The following is an 18,635-nucleotide window of genomic DNA, read 5'->3' as shown; positions in this document are numbered from 1 at the left end:
CGCCCGGGCCCGGCTATATCCAGTCGTCGGGCTCCGGCTCGTGCTCGGGCCAGTCGTCCGGACCCATGTCCGACGCGGGGCCCGCGGTGGGTGCGGGAGCCGAAGACGGCTCGGTGCCGCCGGCCGGTCCGCCCAGCCCCGCGAGTACCTCCAGCACGCCCTCGCCGTACGTCATCAGCTTCTTCTCGCCGACGCCGCTGATGGAGCCGAGCTGCCCGATCGACGTGGGCCACACCGTGGCGATCTCCCGGAGCGTGGCGTCGTGGAAGATGACATAGGCCGGGACGCCCTGTTCCCTGGCCTGCTCGGCACGCCAGGCGCGCAGCGCCTCGAAGGCGGGCACCAGCGCCTGGGGCAGCTCCGCCGCCGCGGCCTTGGGCTTGCGCTCACCGCGTCCCCCGCCGGACGCCTTCACCGCCGTCGGCTTCTTCGGCTCCTTGCGCAGCGGGACCTCCCGCTCCCGGCGCAGCACGGCCGCGCTGTCGTCGGTCAGCACCAGCGTGCCGTACTCCCCCTCCACCGCCAGCAGTCCTTGGGCCAGCAGCTGCCGGACGACGCCACGCCACTCGCCCTCGCTCAGCTCCTCACCGATGCCGAACACCGAGAGCTGGTCGTGGTCGAACTGGATGACCTTGGCGGTGCGCTTGCCCAGCAGGATGTCGATGATCTGCCCGGCGCCGAACTTCTGCCCGCGCTCCCGCTTCAGCCGCACCACCGTCGACAGCGCCTTCTGCGCCGCGACCGTGCCGTCCCAGGTCTCCGGCGGGGTGAGGCAGGTGTCGCAGTTGCCGCAGCCGGACGCCTCCGGGTCCTGTCCGAAGTAGGCGAGGAGCTGGCCGCGCCGGCACTGGACGGTCTCGCACAGGGCGAGCATGGCGTCCAGGTGGGACTGGGCCCGCCGCCGGAACGCCTCGTCGCCCTCGCCGGACTGGATCAGCTTGCGCTGCTGCACGACGTCGTTGAGGCCATAGGCCATCCAGGCCGTCGACGGCAGCCCGTCCCGGCCGGCCCGGCCCGTCTCCTGGTAGTAGCCCTCGACCGACTTGGGCAGGTCGAGGTGGGCTACGAACCGCACGTCCGGCTTGTCGATGCCCATGCCGAAGGCGATGGTCGCCACGACCACCAGGCCCTCCTCCCGCAGGAACCTCGACTGGTGCGCCGCACGGGTGCCCGCGTCCAGTCCCGCGTGGTACGGCACCGCCTCGACGCCGTTGCGGGAGAGGAACTCGGCCGTCTTCTCCACCGAGTTCCGGGAGAGGCAGTAGACGATGCCCGCGTCTCCCGGGTGCTCCTCGCGCAGGAAGGTCAGAAGCTGCTTCTTGGGGTCGGTCTTCGGCACGATCCGGTACTGGATGTTGGGCCGGTCGAAGCTGGCCACGAAGTGCCGGGCCGCCGGCATGTTCAGCCGCTCGGTGATCTCCCGGTGGGTGGCGTGGGTGGCCGTCGCCGTGAGCGCGACACGCGGCACGTCCGGCCAGCGCTCGCCCAGCAGGGACAGCGCGAGGTAGTCCGGCCGGAAGTCGTGCCCCCACTGCGAGACGCAGTGCGCCTCGTCGATGGCGAAGACCGCGATCTTGCCCCGGGAGAGCAGGCCGAGGGTGCTCTCCAGCCGCAGCCGCTCGGGCGCCAGGTAGAGCAGGTCCAGCTCTCCGGCGAGGAACTCGGCCTCCACCGTGCGGCGCTCGTCGAAGTCCTGCGTCGAGTTCATGAACCCGGCGCGCACCCCGAGCGCCCGCAACGCGTCCACCTGGTCCTGCATCAACGCGATGAGCGGGGAGATCACTATGCCGGTGCCCGGCCTGACCAGGGACGGAATCTGGTAGCACAGCGACTTGCCGCCGCCGGTCGGCATGAGCACGACCGCGTCGCCACCCGCGACCACGTGCTCGATGACCGCTTCCTGTTCGCCGCGGAAGTCCTCGTACCCGAAGACCCGGCGCAGCGCGGCGACCGCCTCGCTGTCCCCGCCGTCCGCGGCCCTGGTCCCTGCCGTCTCGCCGATCACGCTCGTCCCGCCCATCGTCCTGTCCCCCGTACGTCCTGCCCCGTCTGTCCGGCCCGTCTGTCCTGCCCCGACCACTGCCTCCACGATAGGGGTCCGCACCGACAGCCACGGAGTTATCCACAGGCCCCGGCCACCCCGCCCACTCACCGCCCCTCACTGCCGTCAAGGACACGAAGGTCGTTCACACGTTCGCGGGAGACCTGCCCGTTTCCGGCCGATAGTCTGAATGCGCCCGCGAGACTCCGTCGCATGGGAGCACTGATGAGCGTCGCACCGAAGGCGTCCAAGCCCACCTGGCCGACCCCGCCGGAAGGCGGCTGGACCGCCGACGACCTGGACCGCCTCCCGGATCTTCCTCCGCACACGGAACTGATCGACGGGAGTCTCGTCTTCGTGAGTCCGCAAACCCTTTTCCACTCACGCGCTGTGAGCTTCTTCGAATGGCAGTTGCAGTCACTCGCCCCGGCGGAGTACGAGGTCGTCCGCGAGTTCACCATCGACATCGACCGGCAGAACCGGCCCGAGCCGGACGTGATCGTGGTCGGTGCGGAGGTGGTGGAGGACCCGGAGCAGACCCGCTACCCCGCCCAGTCCGTGCTGCTGGCCATCGAGGTCGTCTCCGCCGAGTCCGTGTCCCGCGACCGCGAGACCAAGCCCCTGAAGTACGCCCGCGCCGGCATTCGCCACTACTGGCGGGTGGAGAACGAGAAGGGCCTCGCCGCCGTGCACGCCTTCGAACTGGAACCCACGACCGGCGCCTACACCAGCGTCGGCATCTTCCGTGAGCGGATGAAAGTGGCCGCCCCCTTCCCGCTGGACCTCGACCTCACCCGCATCAAGCCGCGCCGCGGCTCCGCGTAGCGCGGCACGACAGCGGCCCGGCACCCCCCGTGAGAGTGCCGGGCCGCCGCGCGACCGGAGGCAGGGTCAGCGCACGAACACTCCCGCCTGTCCCGCCAGATCCAGGAAGTACTGGGGCGCCACCCCCAGCACCAAGGTGACCGCCACGCCCACCCCGATCGCCGTCGTCGTCAGCGGCGACGGCACCGCGACGGTCGGGCCCTCGGGCCGGGGCTCGCTGAAGAACATCAGCACGATCACGCGGATGTAGAAGAACGCCGCGATCGCCGAGGAGATCACGCCGATCACGACCAGCGGGGCCGCGCCGCCCTCCGCCGCCGCCTTGAACACGGCGAACTTCCCGGCGAAGCCGGAGGTCAGCGGAATGCCCGCGAAGGCCAGCAGGAACACCGCGAAGACGGCCGCCACCAGCGGTGACCGGCGGCCCAGCCCCGCCCACTGCGACAGGTGCGTCGCCTCGCCGCCCGGGTCCCGCACCAGCGTCACCACCGCGAACGCGCCGATCGTGACGAAGGAGTAGGCCGCCAGGTAGAAGAGGACGGACGACACGCCGTCCGGCGTGGTCGCGATGACACCCGCGAGGATGAACCCGGCGTGCGCGATCGACGAGTACGCCAGCAGCCGCTTGATGTCGGTCTGGGTGATCGCGACGATCGCGCCGCCCAGCATGGTGACGATCGCCACGCCCCACATCACCGGCCGCCAGTCCCAGCGCAGGCCGGGCAGGACGACGTAGAGGATGCGCAGCAGCGCGCCGAACGCCGCCACCTTGGTGGCCGCCGCCATGAACCCGGTCACCGGGGTCGGCGCGCCCTGGTACACGTCCGGCGTCCACATGTGGAACGGCACCGCGCCCACCTTGAACAGCAGGCCCATGACGATCAGCGCGGCGCCGACCAGCAGCAGCGCATCGTTGCCCATGGTGTCGGCGAGTGCCGGGGTGACCTCCGTGATCGACCCGTCGACGACCTGCGCGATCGTGCCGTACGACATGGAGCCCGAGTAGCCGTAGAGCAGGGCGATGCCGAACAGGGTGAACGCGGAGGCGAACGCGCCGAGCAGGAAGTACTTGACCGCGGCCTCCTGCGACATCAGCCGCTTGCGGCGGGCCAGCGCGCACATCAGGTACAGCGGGAGGGAGAAGACCTCCAGGGCGACGAACAGGGTCAGCAGATCGTTGGCGGCCGGGAAGACCAGCATGCCGGCGACGGCGAAGAGCAGCAGCGGGAACACCTCGGTGGTGGTGAACCCGGCCTTCACCGCCTTCTGCTCGCTCTCGCTGCCCGGCACGGACGCGGCCTGCGCGGCGAAGGAGTCCACCCGGTTGCCGTGCGCCGCCGGGTCGAGTCGCCGTTCGGCGAAGGTGAACAGGCCGACCAGGCCCGCGAGCAGGATCGTGCCCTGGAGGAACAGGGCCGGTCCGTCGACGGCGATGGCACCCATCGCGGCGATGTGCGCCTTGGTCGTGCCGTAGCCGCCGGCCGCGAGCGCGACGACCGCGGCGAAGGCGGCGACGAGCGCGACGGCGGAGACGAACATCTGCGCGTAGTAGCGCGGTCTGCGCGGTACGAACGCCTCGACGAGGACTCCGACGACCGCCGCTGCGACGATGATCAGGACGGGCGACAGCTGGCCGTACTCGATTTTCGGCGCGTCGATCTTGGAGATCGGATCGGCCGCCGTTGTCCACAGGCTGTGGACGGCTGTTGCGCTCACTTGGCCGCCTCCACCTCGGGCCGGGGGTCCTTCTGCTGTACGTCGGACATGGTCTGCTTGACCGCCGGGTCGATGATGTCCGTGACGGGCTTGGGGTAGACGCCCAGGAAGATCAGCAGCGCGACCAGCGGCACGGCGACCGCCAGTTCACGCACGCGCAGATCCGGCATCGCGGCGACCTCGGGTTTGACCGGGCCGGTCATCGTCCGCTGGTAGAGGACGAGGGTGTAGAGCGCGGCGAGCACGATGCCGAAGGTCGCGATGATGCCGACCACCGGGTAGCGCGTGAACGTCCCGACCAGGACCAGGAACTCACTCACGAACGGCGCCAGCCCCGGCAGCGACAGGGTGGCCAGACCGCCGATCAGGAAGGTGCCCGCGAGCACCGGGGCGACCTTCTGCACACCGCCGTAGTCGGCGATGAGCCGCGAGCCGCGCCGGGAGATCAGGAAGCCGGCCACCAGCATCAGCGCGGCGGTCGAGATGCCGTGGTTGACCATGTAGAGCGTCGCGCCGGACTGGCCCTGGCTGGTCATCGCGAAGATGCCCATGATGATGAAGCCGAAGTGCGAGATCGACGCGTACGCCACCAGCCGCTTGATGTCCCGCTGGCCGACCGCGAGCAGCGCACCGTAGATGATGCTGATCAGTGCCAGGACGAGGACGACCGGCGTCGCCCACTTGCTGGCCTCCGGGAAGAGCTGGAGGCAGAAGCGGAGCATCGCGAAGGTGCCCACCTTGTCGACGACCGCCGTGATCAGCACGGCGACCGGGGCGGTGGACTCCTGCATGGCGTTGGGCAGCCAGGTGTGCAGCGGCCACAGTGGCGCCTTCACCGCGAAGGCGAAGAAGAAGCCGAGGAACAGCCAGCGTTCGGTGTCGGTCGCCATGTCGAGCGTGCCGTTGGCCCGTGCCTCGGCGATCTCGGTGAGCGAGAAGTTCCCGGCGACCACGTACAGCCCGATCACCGCGGCCAGCATGATCAGTCCGCCGGCCAGGTTGTAGAGGAGGAACTTCACCGCCGCGTACGAGCGCTGCGTCGCCGCCGTCTTCTCGCCGTGCTCGTGGGCCCGGTCGCCGAAGCCGCCGATGAGGAAGTACATCGGGATGAGCATGGCTTCGAAGAAGATGTAGAAGAGGAAGACGTCGGTGGCCTCGAACGAGATGATCACCATCGCCTCGACGGCCAGGATCAGGGCGAAGAAGCCCTGCGTCGGCCGCCACCGGCTGCTGCCGGTCTCCAGCGGGTCGGCGTCGTGCCACCCGGCCAGGATGATGAACGGGATCAGCAGGGCGGTCAGCGCGATCAGCGCCACCGCGATGCCGTCCACGCCCAGTTCGTAGCGGACGCCGAAGTCGGCGATCCAGGAGTGCGACTCGGTGAGCTGGTAACGGTCGCCGTCCGGGTCGAAGCGGATCAGGATCACGACCGCGAGGACGAGCGTGGCCAGCGAGAACAGCAGCGCGAGCCACTTGGCGGCGGTGCGCCGCGCGGCCGGCACGGCGGCCGTCGCGATCGCCCCGACGGCCGGGAGCACCGCGGTCGCTGTCAGCAGGGGAAAGACTGTGCTCGATTCAGACATTCGGTATCAGACCGCCCTCATCAGCAGGGTCGCGGCGACGAGGACCGCCGCACCGCCGAACATCGAGACCGCGTAGGAGCGCGCGAACCCGTTCTGCACCTTGCGCATCCGGCCGGACAGGCCGCCGACCGAGGCCGCCGTGCCGTTGACGACCCCGTCGACCAGGGTGTGGTCGACGTAGACCAGGGAGCGCGTGAGGTGCTCGCCGCCGCGGACCAGGACGACGTGGTTGAAGTCGTCCTGGAGCAGGTCGCGCCGGGCGGCCCGGGTGAGCAGCGATCCACGCGGGGCGACGGCCGGGACCGGGCGGCGCCCGTACTGCGCCCAGGCGAGCGCGACGCCGATCACCATCACGGCGACCGTGGAAAGGGTGACCGTCAGGGCGCTGACCGGCGGATGCCCGTGTTCGTGCGCGGTGATCGGCTCCAGCCAGTGCAGGAACCGGTCACCGAGGGAGAAGAACGCGCCGCCCGCGACCGACCCGACGGCCAGCACGATCATCGGGACCGTCATGGCCTTCGGGGACTCGTGCGGGTGCGGAGGTGTGTACTCACCGCGCGTCTCGGCCGCGGGCTCCACGTCCGGCTCGGCCGGGGACGGCGTCGGCGCCTTGCGCCAGCGCTCCTCGCCGAAGAACGTCATCAGCATCACGCGCGTCATGTAGTACGCCGTGATGGCCGCGCCCAGCAGGGCGCAGGCGCCGAGGATCCAGCCCTCGGTGCCGCCCTTGGCGAACGCCGCCTCGATGATCTTGTCCTTGGAGAAGAAGCCGGACAGGCCCGGGAAGCCGATGATGGCGAGGTAGCCGAGGCCGAAGGTGACGAAGGTGACCGGCATGTACTTCCTGAGGCCGCCGTAGCGGCGCATGTCGACCTCGTCGTTCATGCCGTGCATGACCGAACCGGCGCCGAGGAAGAGACCCGCCTTGAAGAAGCCGTGGGTCACCAGGTGCATGATCGCGAAAACGTAGCCGATCGGGCCGAGGCCCGCGGCGAGCACCATGTAGCCGATCTGCGACATGGTCGACCCGGCCAGCGCCTTCTTGATGTCGTCCTTGGCGCAACCGACGATCGCACCGAACAGCAGCGTGACCGCGCCGACGATGGTGACGACCAGTTGCGCGTCCGGCGCCCCGTTGAAGACCGCGGCCGAGCGGACGATCAGGTACACGCCCGCCGTCACCATGGTCGCGGCGTGGATGAGGGCCGAGACCGGGGTCGGGCCCTCCATCGCGTCCCCGAGCCAGGACTGCAGCGGCACCTGGGCGGACTTGCCGCACGCGGCGAGCAGCAGCATCAGCGCGATCGCGGTCAGCTTGCCCTCGCCGGCCTCCCCGGCGAGTCCGGGCTCCGCCACCGTGCCGAGCACCGGCCCGAAGGCGAACGTCCCGAACCAGAGGAACATCAGCATGATCGCGATGGACAGGCCCATGTCGCCGACCCGGTTGACCAGGAATGCCTTCTTCGCGGCCGTGGCGGCGCTGGGCTTGTGCTGCCAGAAGCCGATCAGCAGGTAGGAGGCGAGACCGACGCCCTCCCAGCCGACGTAGAGCAGCAGGTAGTTGTCGGCGAGGACCAGGATCAGCATCGCCGCGAGGAACAGGTTGAGGTAGCCGAAGAAGCGGCGGCGGCGCTCGTCGTGCTCCATGTACGCGACCGAGTACAGGTGGATCAGCGAGCCGACGCCGGTGATCAGCAGCACGAACGTCATCGACAGCTGGTCGAGGCGGAAGGCGACGTCGGCCTGGAAGCCCTCGACCGGGACCCAGCTGAACAGGTGCTGGGTCAGGGTGCGTTCCTCACCGCCCTTGCCCAGCATGTCGGTGAACAGGACGGCGCCGATCACGAAGGACGCGGCGGCCAGCAGCGTGCCGAGCCAGTGTCCGACGGCGTCCAGCCGGCGTCCGCCGCACAGCAGCACCGCCGCTCCCAGCAGGGGCGCTGCCACCAGCAGCGCGATGAGAGATTCCACGATTCAGCGACCCCTCACAGCTTCATCAGACTGGCGTCGTCGACCGAGGCCGAGTGGCGGGAACGGAACAGGGACACGATGATCGCGAGCCCGACCACGACCTCCGCTGCGGCGACGACCATCGTGAAGAAGGCGATGATCTGGCCGTCCAGATTGCCGTGCATCCGGGAGAAGGCGACGAACGCCAGGTTGCAGGCGTTGAGCATCAGCTCCACGCACATGAACACCACGATGGCGTTGCGCCGGATCAGCACCCCGGTGGCGCCGATCGTGAACAGCAGGGCCGCGAGATAGAGGTAGTTGACCGGATTCACTGCGCCCCCTCCCCGTTGCTCGTGCGCTCCAGGCGCTCCTCGGCCCGCTGTTCCAGGGCCTTCAGGTCGTCGAGCGCGTCCGCCGAGACGTCCCGGACCTGGCCCCGGTCGCGCAGCGTCTTGCTGACGGTCAGCTCGGAGGGGGTGCCGTCGGGCAGCAGCCCCGCGATGTCCACCGCGTTGTGCCGGGCGTACACCCCGGGCGCGGGCAGCGGCGGGAGGTACTTGCCTTCCCGCACCCGCTCCTCGGCCAGCTCCCGCTGGGTCTTGGCCCGCTCGGTGCGCTCGCGGTGGGTGAGCACCATGGCGCCGACCGCGGCCGTGATGAGGAGGGCGCCGGTGATCTCGAACGCGAAGACGTACTGGGTGAAGATCAGGGCCGCCAGGCCCTCCACGTTGCCGCCCGCGTTGGCCTGTCCGACGCCGCTGAACTCCGTGAGGGAGGCGTTGCCGATGCCCGCGATCAGCAGGATGCCGAAGCCGAGCCCGCACAGCAGGGCCAGCCAGCGCTGCCCCCTGATGGTCTCCTTCAGGGAGTCCGCCGCGGTGACGCCGACCAGCATCACCACGAACAGGAACAGCATCATGATCGCGCCGGTGTAGACGACGATCTGCACGACGCCGAGGAAGTAGGCGCCGTTGGCCAGGTAGAACACCGCCAGGACGATCATGGTGCCGGCCAGGCAGAGGGCGCTGTGCACGGCCCGCTTCATGAACACCGTGCACAGGGCGCCGATCACCGCGACCGTGCCGAGGATCCAGAACTGGACGGCTTCTCCGGCGGATGTGGAGTAGGCGGCGAGCTGCGCGGTCATCGGCGGATCACCTTCTCCGCCGCCGGTTCCTCCTCGCCGAAGGTCGAGGCGGCCTCCTGCGGCACCTCGCCCTTGGAGACGGCGACCTGCCGCTCGGTACCGGGGGCGGCCTCGGTGACCAGGCCCCGGTAGTAGTCCTGCTCGTCCGTCCCCGGGTAGATCGCGTGCGGCGTGTCGACCATGTTGTCGTCGAGCCCGGCGAGCAACTGCTCCTTGGTGTAGATGAGGTTGGCGCGGCTGGAGTCGGCCAGCTCGAACTCGTTGGTCATCGTCAGCGCGCGCGTGGGGCACGCCTCGATGCACAGCCCGCACAGGATGCAGCGGGCGTAGTTGATCTGGTAGACGCGGCCGTACCGCTCACCGGGCGAGTAGCGCTCCTCGTCCGTGTTGTCCGCGCCCTCGACGTAGATCGCGTCGGCGGGGCAGGCCCAGGCGCACAGCTCGCAGCCGACGCACTTCTCCAGGCCGTCCGGATGGCGGTTGAGCTGGTGCCGTCCGTGGAATCGCGGAGCGGTGGTCTTCTCCTGCTCCGGGTACTGCTCGGTCAGCCGCTTCTTGAACATGGCCTTGAAGGTCACGCCGAAGCCGGCCACGGGGTTCTGGAAACCGGGCTTGGTCTCCTTCGGTTCCTCAGCCATCGGACGCCTCCTTTCCATCCGTAGGTCCGCCCGTGGATCCGCCCACGGGTCCGTCACTGTGAGTATCGACCCCACCACTGACAATCAGCTCCCGCTCCCGGCGCGGACCGCGCCTGGGCACCGGCGGCAACTCCTGTCCCGGCAGCGGCGGCACGGGGAACCCCCCGGCCATCGGGTCGAACGCGGCCGACTCCTCGGCGGGCTGCTCAGCCCGCTTCCCCTTGTCGCGGTACAGGTCGAAGAGGAAGGAGAGCAGCAGGACGACGATCACGCCGCCGCAGACGTAGAGCGCGATGTCTGCGAAGTCGTAGTTCTCGTTCCGCAGCGCCCGGACGGTCGCGACGAGCATCAGCCAGACCAGCGAGACCGGGATGAGGACCTTCCAGCCGAGCTTCATCAGCTGGTCGTAGCGGACCCGGGGCAGCGTGCCGCGCAGCCAGACGAAGAAGAACAGCAGCAGCTGGAGCTTGACGACGAACCACAGCATCGGCCACCAGCCGTGGTTGGCGCCCTCCCAGAAGGTGCTGACCGGCCAGGGGGCCCGCCAGCCGCCGAGGAAGAGGGTGGTGGTGACCGCCGAGACCGTCACCATGTTCACGTACTCGGCGAGCATGAACATCGCGAACTTGATCGACGAGTACTCGGTGTTGAAGCCGCCCACCAGGTCGCCCTCGGACTCCGGCATGTCGAAGGGGGCGCGGTTGGTCTCGCCGACCATCGTGACGACGTAGAGCAGGAAGGAGACCGGCAGCAGCAGGATGTACCAGCGGTCGGCCTGCTGCTCGACGATCGCGGAGGTCGACATGGAGCCCGAGTAGAGGAACACCGAGGCGAACGCGGCGCCCATGGCGATCTCGTAGGAGATCATCTGCGCGCAGGAGCGCAGGCCGCCGAGGAGCGGGTAGGTCGAGCCGGAGCTCCAGCCCGCCAGGACGATGCCGTAGATGCCGACCGAGGCGACCGCCAGGATGTACAGCATGGCGATCGGCAGGTCGGTGAGCTGCATGGTGGTGCGCTGACCGAAGATCGAGACCTCGTTGCCGGCCGGTCCGAAGGGGATCACGGCGAACGCCATGAAGGCCGGGATGGCCGCGACGACCGGCGCGAGGACGTACACCGCCTTGTCGGCGCGTTTGACGACGACGTCTTCCTTGAGCATCAGCTTCACGCCGTCGGCGAGCGACTGGAGCATGCCCCAGGGGCCGTGCCGGTTGGGGCCGATGCGCAACTGCATCCAGGCGACGACCTTGCGCTCCATGACGATGGCGATCAGTACGGTCACCATCAGGAACGCGAAGCAGAACACCGCCTTGACGACGACCAGCCACCAGGGGTCCTGGCCGAACATCGAGAGGTCTTCAGCGGCGAGGTACGCGCTCATGCCTCCACCTCCTCGGGGGCCGCGCCGACGGTCGTCGCCGGGCCGATGCGGACGAGGGAGCCGGGCAGTACCCCGGCGTCGGAGGCGACGCCCGCGCCGGTGGAGTTCAGCGGCAGCCACACCACCCGGTCGGGCATCTCGGTGACCTGGAGCGGAAGTTCGACGACTCCCGCCGGGCCGGTGACCGCGAGGACGTCGCCGTCCTTGACGCCCGCCTCGGCGGCCGTGGCGGCCGACACGCGCGCGCGTGCCGCGTGCCGGGTGCCGGCCAGCGCCTCGTCGCCCTCCTGGAGGCGGCCCTGGTCCAGCAGCAGCCGGTGCCCGGCGAGCACCGCCTCCCCGGCGGCCGGCCGGGGCAGCGCGGCGGCCCGCTCCAGGGGCTCGGTGGCCGACGGCCCCTCCCAGGGCCCGATCCGGTCGATCTCCGCGCGCACCGTCCGCAGGTCCGGCAGCCCGAGGTGTACGTCCATGGCGTCGGCCAGCATCTGGAGGACCCGCGCGTCGGTGGGCGCCAGGCGCCGGGACATCTGGTCGGGCTTGAGCGCGGCCTCGAAGAAGCGGACCCGGCCCTCCCAGTTGACGAAGGTGCCCGCCTTCTCGGCGACCGCCGCGACGGGCAGGACCACGTCGGCCAGCTCGGTGACCTCGCCGGGCCGCAACTCCAGCGACACCACGAACCCGGCCTCGGCCAGTGCGGCACGCGCGCGTTCCGGGTCGGGCAGGTCTGCGACCTCCACGCCCGCGACCAGCAGCGCCTGGAGTTCGCCGTCGGCGGCGGCCTCGATGATCCGGCCGGTGTCCCGGCCGTAGCGGTGCGGCAGCGCGGCCACGCCCCAGACGGCGGCGACCTCGTCCCGCGCGCGCGGGTCGGTCGCCGGACGCCCGCCCGGCAGCAGCGTCGGCAGCGCGCCCGCCTCGATGGCGGCACGCTCCCCGGCCCGGCGCGGAATCCACACCAGCCGGGCGCCGGTCGCGGACGCGGTCCGCACGGCGGCAGTCAGGCCCCCGGCGACGGCCGCCAGCCGCTCGCCGACGACGATGACCGCGCCCTGGGCGCGCAGCGCCTCGGCGGCCCGGGTGCCGTCGTCCTCCAGGCCGACCCCGCCCGCGAGCGCGTCCAGCCACTCGGTCTCGGTACCGGGCGCGGCGGGCAGCAGCGTGCCGCCGGCCTTCTCCAGACCGCGCGTGGCGTGCGTCGCCAGGGCGAACACCTTCTGCCCGTGCCCCCGCCACGCCTTGCGCAGCCGCAGGAAGACCCCGGGCGCCTCCTCCTCGGCCTCGAACCCGACCAGGAGCACCGCGGGCGCCTTCTCCAGCGCCGCGTACGTCACCCCCGTACCGTCGAGGTCGCGGCCCCGGCCCGCCACCCGGGCCGCCAGGAAGTCGGCCTCCTCGGCGCTGTGCACGCGCGCGCGGAAGTCGATGTCGTTGGTGTCGAGCGCCACGCGCGCGAACTTGCTGTACGCGTAGGCGTCCTCCATGGTGAGCCGTCCGCCGGTCAGCACCCCGGTCCGGCCGCGTGAGGCCAGCAGTCCCTGCGCGGCGATCTGCAGCGCCTCCGGCCAGGAGGCGGGCTCCAGCTCGCCCTCCGCGTTGCGCACCAGGGGCGTGGTGAGCCGGTCCCGCTGCTGCGCGTACCGGAACCCGAACCGCCCCTTGTCGCAGATCCACTCCTCGTTGACCTCGGGGTCGTGCGCCGCCAGGCGCCGCATGACCTTGCCGCGCCGGTGATCGGTGCGGGTCGCGCAGCCGCCGGCGCAGTGCTCGCACACCGACGGCGAGGAGACCAGGTCGAAGGGGCGGGAGCGGAACCGGTACGCCGCCGAGGTGAGCGCGCCGACCGGGCAGATCTGGATGGTGTTCCCGGAGAAGTACGACTCGAAGGGGTCGCCCTCGCCGGTGCCGACCTGCTGGAGCGCGCCGCGTTCGATCAGCTCGATCATCGGGTCGCCCGCGATCTGGTTGGAGAACCGGGTGCAGCGGGCGCACAGCACGCACCGCTCGCGGTCGAGCAGCACCTGCGTGGAGATCGGCACGGGCTTCTCGTAGGTCCGCTTCTTGCCTTCGAAGCGGGACTCGGCGTTGCCGTGCGACATCGCCTGGTTCTGCAGCGGGCACTCGCCGCCCTTGTCGCAGACCGGGCAGTCCAGCGGGTGGTTGATGAGCAGCAGCTCCATCACACCCTTCTGGGCCTTCTCCGCGACCGGCGAGGTGAGGTGGGTCCTGACCACCATCCCGTCGGTGCAGGTGATGGTGCAGGACGCCATCGGCTTGCGCTGGCCCTCGACCTCGACGATGCACTGCCGGCAGGCGCCGGCCGGGTCGAGGAGCGGGTGGTCGCAGAACCGGGGGATCTCGATGCCGAGCTGCTCGGCGGCCCGGATGACCAGGGTGCCCTTGGGCACGCTGATCGCCACGCCGTCGATGGTCAGCGACACCAGGTCCTCGGGCGGGACCGCGGCCTCTCCTCCGCCGGAGGGGGCGCTCGTGGTCACCGTCATGCCTTCACCTCCGTACGGTGGTCGGCCCAGGCCGTCGACTTCGCGGGGTCGAAGGGGCAGCCGCGGCCCGTGATGTGCTGCTCGTACTCCTCACGGAAGTACTTCAGCGAGGAGAAGATCGGCGAGGCGGCGCCGTCGCCGAGGGCGCAGAAGGACTTGCCGTTGATGTTGTCGGCGATGTCGTTCAGCTTGTCGAGGTCTTCCATGCGGCCCTTGCCGGCCTCGATGTCGCGCAGCAGCTGCACCAGCCAGTACGTCCCTTCGCGGCAGGGCGTGCACTTGCCGCAGGACTCGTGGGCGTAGAACTCGGTCCAGCGGGTGACCGCGCGGACCACGCAGGTCGTCTCGTCGAAGCACTGGAGGGCTTTCGTTCCGAGCATGGAACCGGCGGCGCCCACTCCTTCGTAATCAAGGGGGACGTCGAGGTGTTCTTCGGTGAACATCGGCGTCGAGGAGCCGCCCGGCGTCCAGAACTTCAGGCGGTGGCCGGGGCGCATGCCCCCGCTCATGTCGAGGAGCTGGCGCAGCGTGATGCCGAGCGGCGCCTCGTACTGGCCGGGGCCTGCGACATGGCCGGAGAGGGAGTACAGCGTGAAGCCCGGGGACTTCTCGCTCCCCATCGACCTGAACCAGTCCTTGCCCTTGTTCAGGATCGCGGGAACCGACGCGATCGACTCGACGTTGTTCACCACAGTGGGGCAGGCGTAGAGGCCGGCCACGGCGGGGAAGGGGGGACGCAGCCGCGGCTGACCACGGCGGCCTTCGAGCGAGTCGAGCAGTGCGGTCTCCTCACCGCAGATGTACGCGCCCGCGCCCGCGTGCACGGTGAGGTTCAGATCGAGTCCGCTGCCCAGGATGTTCTCGCCGAGGAAGCCCGCCGCGTAGGCCTCAGCGACGGCTGAGTGCAGCCGCCGCAGCACGGGGACGACTTCACCCCGCAGATAGATGAAGGCATGCGACGACCTGATGGCGTAGCACGCGATGACGATGCCCTCGATGAGGCTGTGCGGGTTCGCGAAGAGGAGCGGGATGTCCTTGCACGTCCCCGGCTCCGATTCGTCGGCGTTGACAACCAGATAGTGCGGCTTGCCGTCCCCCTGGGGGATGAACTGCCACTTCATCCCGGTGGGGAACCCGGCGCCGCCGCGTCCTCGCAGACCGGCTTCCTTGACGTACGCGATGAGGTCGTCCGGGGACATGGCCAGCGCCTTGCGGAGCCCCTCGTAGCCCTCGTGCCTTCGGTAGACGTCCAGCGTCCAGGACCTGTCCTCGTCCCAGAAGGCCGACAGCACGGGTGCGAGCAGCTTCTCCGGGCCGGTGTCCTTGATCTCGGCGGCCAAGGTCATCACTCCCCCTCCTCGGCAGTGGGCCCCGCCGGGTGGGAGGGGTCGGAGGCCGATGTGTCCTGCGGCGCGTCGTGTGAGCTGAGGTGCTCGGTCGGCGAAGGATCGTGCGGCGGCTCGTGCGGCGGCTCGTGCGCGGGCTCACCGTGCGGCGCCGCGCCGCGCGGGTGCACCACGCGCGCGGCGGCGGACTCGCCCTTCGCCAGCTTGAGGCCGGCCAGGGAGGCGGGTCCCGCGCTTCCCCCGGCCTCGACGGCGCCTTCCCGCTCGTCGGGGAAGCCCGCCAGGATGCGGGCGGTCTCCTTGAACGTGCACAGGGGCGCGCCGCGCGTCGGCGTGACCGGCCGGCCGGCCCGCAGGTCGTCGACCATGCGGCGGGCGCTCGCCGGGGTCTGGTTGTCGAAGAACTCCCAGTTGACCATCACGACCGGCGCGTAGTCGCAGGCCGCGTTGCACTCGATGTGCTCCAGGGTGATCTTGCCGTCGTCGGTGGTCTCGCCGTTGCCGACGCCCAGGTGCTCCTGGAGCTCCTCGAAGATGGCGTCGCCGCCCATGACCGCGCACAGCGTGTTGGTGCAGACGCCCACCTGGTAGTCGCCGCTCGGCCGGCGCCGGTACATGGTGTAGAAGGTCGCCACCGCGGTGACCTCGGCGGTGGTCAGGCCGAGCATCTCGGCGCAGAACCGCATCCCGGTGCGCGTGACGTGGCCCTCCTCGGACTGCACGAGGTGCAGCAGCGGCAGCAGGGCCGACCGGGAGTCCGGGTAACGGGCGATGATCTCGCGCGCGTCGGGTTCCAGGCGGGCCCGTACGTCGGCCGGGTAGTCGGGCGCGGGCAGCTCGGGCATGCCGAGTCCGACGCCCCGCTGAGAGGAACTGGTGGTCACCGGTCGACGCCTCCCATCACGGGGTCGATGGACGCCACCGCGACGATGACGTCGGCGACCTGGCCGCCCTCGCACATCGCCGCCATGGCCTGGAGATTGGTGAAGGACGGGTCGCGGAAGTGGACCCGGTAGGGGCGGGTGCCGCCGTCGGAGACGACGTGCACCCCGAGTTCGCCCTTGGGGGACTCGACCGCGGTGTACGTCTGTCCCGGCGGCACCCGGAAGCCCTCGGTGACCAGCTTGAAGTGGTGGATCAGGGCCTCCATGGAGGTGCCCATGATCTTCTTGATGTGGTCGAGGGAGTTGCCCAGTCCGTCCGGTCCCAGGGCGAGCTGGGCCGGCCAGGCGATCTTCTTGTCGGGCACCATGACCGGTCCGGGCTTCAGCCGGTCCAGGCACTGCTCGACGATCCTGAGCGACTGCCGCATCTCCTCCAGCCGGATCAGGAAGCGGCCGTAGGCGTCGCAGGTGTCGGCGGTCGGGACGTCGAAGTCGTACGTCTCGTAGCCGCAGTACGGCTGGGACTTGCGCAGGTCGTGCGGCAGGCCCGTGGAGCGCAGGATCGGGCCGGTGGCGCCGAGGGCCATGCAGCCGGCCAGGTCGAGGTAGCCGACGTCCTGCATGCGGGCCTTGAAGATGGGGTTCCCGGTGGCGAGCTTGTCGTACTCCGGGAGGTTCTTCTTCATCTTCTTCACGAACTCGCGGATCTGGTCCACCGAGCCGGGCGGCAGGTCCTGGGCGAGGCCGCCGGGGCGGATGTACGCGTGGTTCATCCGCAGGCCGGTGATCAGCTCGTAGATGTCGAGGATCAGTTCCCGGTCGCGGAAGCCGTAGATCATGATCGTGGTGGCGCCGAGTTCCATGCCGCCGGTGGCGATGGCCACCAGGTGGGAGGACATCCGGTTCAGCTCCATCAGGAGCACCCGGACGACCGAGGCGCGGTCCGGGATCTGGTCCTCGATACCGAGGAGCTGCTCGACGCCCAGGCAGTACGCCGTCTCGTTGAAGAACGGCGTCAGGTAGTCCATGCGCGTCACGAACGTCGTGCCCTGGGTCCACGTCCGGTACTCGAGGTTCTTCTCGATGCCGGTGTGCAGGTAGCCGATGCCGCAGCGGGCCTCGGTGACGGTCTCGCCCTCGATCTCCAGGATCAGCCGGAGCACGCCGTGGGTGGACGGGTGCTGCGGTCCCATGTTGACGATCAGGCGTTCGTCGTCGGCGCGGGCCGCGGACTGGACGACCTCGTCCCAGTCGCCGCCGGTGACCGTGTACACGGTGCCCTCGGTGGTCTCCCTGGGGGATGCGTGCGACGTGCTCATGAGTACGACCTCCGCTGGTCCGGAGCCGGGATCTGGGCGCCCTTGTACTCGACGGGGATGCCGCCGAGGGGATAGTCCTTGCGCTGCGGGAAGCCCTGCCAGTCGTCCGGCATCATGATCCGCGTCAGCGCCGGGTGGCCGTCGAAGACGATGCCGAAGAAGTCGTACGTCTCGCGCTCGTGCCAGTCGTTGGTCGGGTAGACCTCGAACAGCGACGGGATGTGCGGGTCGGCGTCGGGGGCGCTGACTTCCAGGCGGATCAGCCGGTTGTGGGTGATCGAGCGCAGGTGGTAGACGGCGTGCAGTTCGCGGCCCTTGTCGCCGGGGTAGTGGACGCCGCTGACGCCGGTGCACAGCTCGAAGCGCAGGGCCGGGTCGTCGCGCAGGGTGCGGGCGACGCGGACCAGGTGCTCGCGCTCGATGTGGAAGGTCAGCTCGCCGCGGTCGACGACCGTCTTCTCGATGGCATTGTCGGGGAGCAGTCCCTGCTCCTCCAGCGCGCCCTCCAGTTCGTCGGCGACCTCGTCGAACCAGCCGCCGTACGGCCTGCTCGCCGGCCCCGGGAGTCGGACCGAGCGGACCAGGCCGCCGTAGCCGGAGGTGTCGCCGCCGTTGTTCGCGCCGAACATGCCGCGCTGGACGCGGATCTCCTCGCCGCCCTGGCCGCGCTGGCCGGGGAGCTTCTCGGCGGAGAGGTCCTTCTCGGGGTTGGCCCCGGTGCCGTTCGCGTCGCTCATCGCAGCAGCCCCTTCATCTCGATGGTGGGCAGGGCCTTGAGCGCCGCCTCCTCCGCCTCGCGGGCCGCTTCCTCGGCGTTGACGCCGAGCTTGGAGTTCTGGATCTTGTGGTGGAGCTTGAGGATGGCGTCCATCAGCATCTCGGGCCGTGGCGGACAGCCCGGGAGGTAGATGTCGACCGGGACGATGTGGTCGACGCCCTGGACGATCGCGTAGTTGTTGAACATGCCGCCCGAGGAGGCGCAGACCCCCATGGAGATCACCCACTTGGGGTTCGGCATCTGGTCGTAGACCTGCCGCAGCACCGGCGCCATCTTCTGGCTGACCCGGCCGGCCACGATCATCAGGTCCGCCTGGCGCGGCGAGCCGCGGAAGACCTCCATGCCGAAGCGCGCCAGGTCGTAGCGGCCGGCCCCGGTGGTCATCATCTCGATGGCGCAGCAGGCGAGGCCGAAGGTGGCCGGGAAGACCGACGACTTCCGCACCCAGCCCGCGGCCTGCTCGACGGTGGTCAGCAGGAAGCCGCTCGGCAGCTTTTCTTCGAGTCCCATGACTAAAAGGCCC

Annotated in this window: 15 protein-coding genes; 1 reads left to right on the top strand and 14 read right to left on the bottom strand. The window is 70.1% G+C overall.

Annotation, left to right across the window (positions count from 1 at the left end; genetic code table 11):
- Nucleotides 1-13: 13 nt before the first annotated feature.
- Nucleotides 14-2,020 (bottom strand): DNA helicase RecQ, encoded by a 2,007-nt coding sequence (gene recQ / locus J7I94_RS04405; protein WP_215165228.1) that lies wholly within the window; start codon nt 2,018-2,020, stop codon nt 14-16.
- Between the two features lie 246 nt (nt 2,021-2,266).
- Here recQ and J7I94_RS04400 point away from each other — a divergent pair, with 246 nt between their 5' ends.
- A complete protein-coding gene (locus J7I94_RS04400) occupies nt 2,267-2,866 on the top strand; it encodes a Uma2 family endonuclease (protein WP_215165227.1) in 600 nt (199 codons plus the stop codon).
- Between the two features lie 66 nt (nt 2,867-2,932).
- Here the strand turns inward: J7I94_RS04400 and nuoN are convergent, their stop codons facing one another.
- The 13 genes from nuoN to J7I94_RS04335 are packed head-to-tail and all read right to left on the bottom strand — an operon-like array spanning nt 2,933 to nt 18,622.
- Nucleotides 2,933-4,582 carry an NADH-quinone oxidoreductase subunit NuoN gene (gene nuoN, locus J7I94_RS04395; RefSeq protein WP_215165226.1) on the bottom strand — a complete coding sequence of 550 codons (1,650 nt, stop codon included), beginning with the start codon at nt 4,580-4,582 and terminating at the stop codon, nt 2,933-2,935.
- Nucleotides 4,579-6,165, bottom strand: coding sequence for an NADH-quinone oxidoreductase subunit M (locus J7I94_RS04390; RefSeq protein ID WP_215165225.1), 1,587 nt, complete (start codon nt 6,163-6,165; stop codon nt 4,579-4,581). The genes nuoN and J7I94_RS04390 overlap by 4 nt, the downstream gene beginning before the upstream one ends.
- A gap of 6 nt (nt 6,166-6,171) precedes the next feature.
- Nucleotides 6,172-8,136 (bottom strand): NADH-quinone oxidoreductase subunit L, encoded by a 1,965-nt coding sequence (nuoL, locus tag J7I94_RS04385; protein ID WP_215165224.1) that lies wholly within the window; start codon nt 8,134-8,136, stop codon nt 6,172-6,174.
- A gap of 14 nt (nt 8,137-8,150) precedes the next feature.
- Complete coding sequence (nuoK, locus tag J7I94_RS04380) at nt 8,151-8,450, bottom strand: NADH-quinone oxidoreductase subunit NuoK (RefSeq protein ID WP_004927567.1); 300 nt, start codon at nt 8,448-8,450, stop codon at nt 8,151-8,153.
- Nucleotides 8,447-9,265, bottom strand: a complete 819-nt coding sequence (locus tag J7I94_RS04375; RefSeq protein ID WP_215165223.1) for an NADH-quinone oxidoreductase subunit J — start codon at nt 9,263-9,265, stop codon at nt 8,447-8,449. The genes nuoK and J7I94_RS04375 overlap by 4 nt, the downstream gene beginning before the upstream one ends.
- Entirely contained in the window at nt 9,262-9,903 is a 642-nt protein-coding gene (nuoI, locus tag J7I94_RS04370; RefSeq protein WP_215165222.1) for an NADH-quinone oxidoreductase subunit NuoI, read from the bottom strand. Before nuoI ends, J7I94_RS04375 begins: the two co-directional genes overlap by 4 nt.
- The gene (nuoH, locus tag J7I94_RS04365) at nt 9,896-11,284 is read right to left on the bottom strand and encodes an NADH-quinone oxidoreductase subunit NuoH (protein ID WP_215165221.1); all 1,389 of its coding nucleotides are present in this window, start codon (nt 11,282-11,284) and stop codon (nt 9,896-9,898) included. Before nuoH ends, nuoI begins: the two co-directional genes overlap by 8 nt.
- On the bottom strand, nt 11,281-13,785 hold the full coding sequence (locus tag J7I94_RS04360; protein ID WP_215165220.1) for an NADH-quinone oxidoreductase subunit G: 2,505 nt from the start codon (nt 13,783-13,785) through the stop codon (nt 11,281-11,283). Before J7I94_RS04360 ends, nuoH begins: the two co-directional genes overlap by 4 nt.
- Nucleotides 13,782-15,134, bottom strand: a complete 1,353-nt coding sequence (gene nuoF / locus J7I94_RS04355; RefSeq protein WP_215165219.1) for an NADH-quinone oxidoreductase subunit NuoF — start codon at nt 15,132-15,134, stop codon at nt 13,782-13,784. The genes J7I94_RS04360 and nuoF overlap by 4 nt, the downstream gene beginning before the upstream one ends.
- Nucleotides 15,131-16,015, bottom strand: coding sequence for an NADH-quinone oxidoreductase subunit NuoE (nuoE, locus tag J7I94_RS04350; RefSeq protein WP_215165218.1), 885 nt, complete (start codon nt 16,013-16,015; stop codon nt 15,131-15,133). The genes nuoF and nuoE overlap by 4 nt, the downstream gene beginning before the upstream one ends.
- Entirely contained in the window at nt 16,012-17,334 is a 1,323-nt protein-coding gene (locus J7I94_RS04345; RefSeq protein WP_215165217.1) for an NADH-quinone oxidoreductase subunit D, read from the bottom strand. Before J7I94_RS04345 ends, nuoE begins: the two co-directional genes overlap by 4 nt.
- On the bottom strand, nt 17,331-18,071 hold the full coding sequence (locus J7I94_RS04340) for an NADH-quinone oxidoreductase subunit C (RefSeq protein WP_215165216.1): 741 nt from the start codon (nt 18,069-18,071) through the stop codon (nt 17,331-17,333). Before J7I94_RS04340 ends, J7I94_RS04345 begins: the two co-directional genes overlap by 4 nt.
- Nucleotides 18,068-18,622 (bottom strand): NADH-quinone oxidoreductase subunit B family protein, encoded by a 555-nt coding sequence (locus J7I94_RS04335; protein WP_029381065.1) that lies wholly within the window; start codon nt 18,620-18,622, stop codon nt 18,068-18,070. Before J7I94_RS04335 ends, J7I94_RS04340 begins: the two co-directional genes overlap by 4 nt.
- Between the last annotated feature and the right edge of the window lie 13 nt (nt 18,623-18,635).

Origin of the sequence: Streptomyces sp. ISL-12, from assembly GCF_018614415.1 — a bacterium.
Classification (GTDB): Bacteria; Actinomycetota; Actinomycetes; order Streptomycetales; family Streptomycetaceae; genus Streptomyces.
Note: the sequence above shows the minus strand (reverse complement) of the source record. Positions and strands in the feature narration are given on the sequence as shown.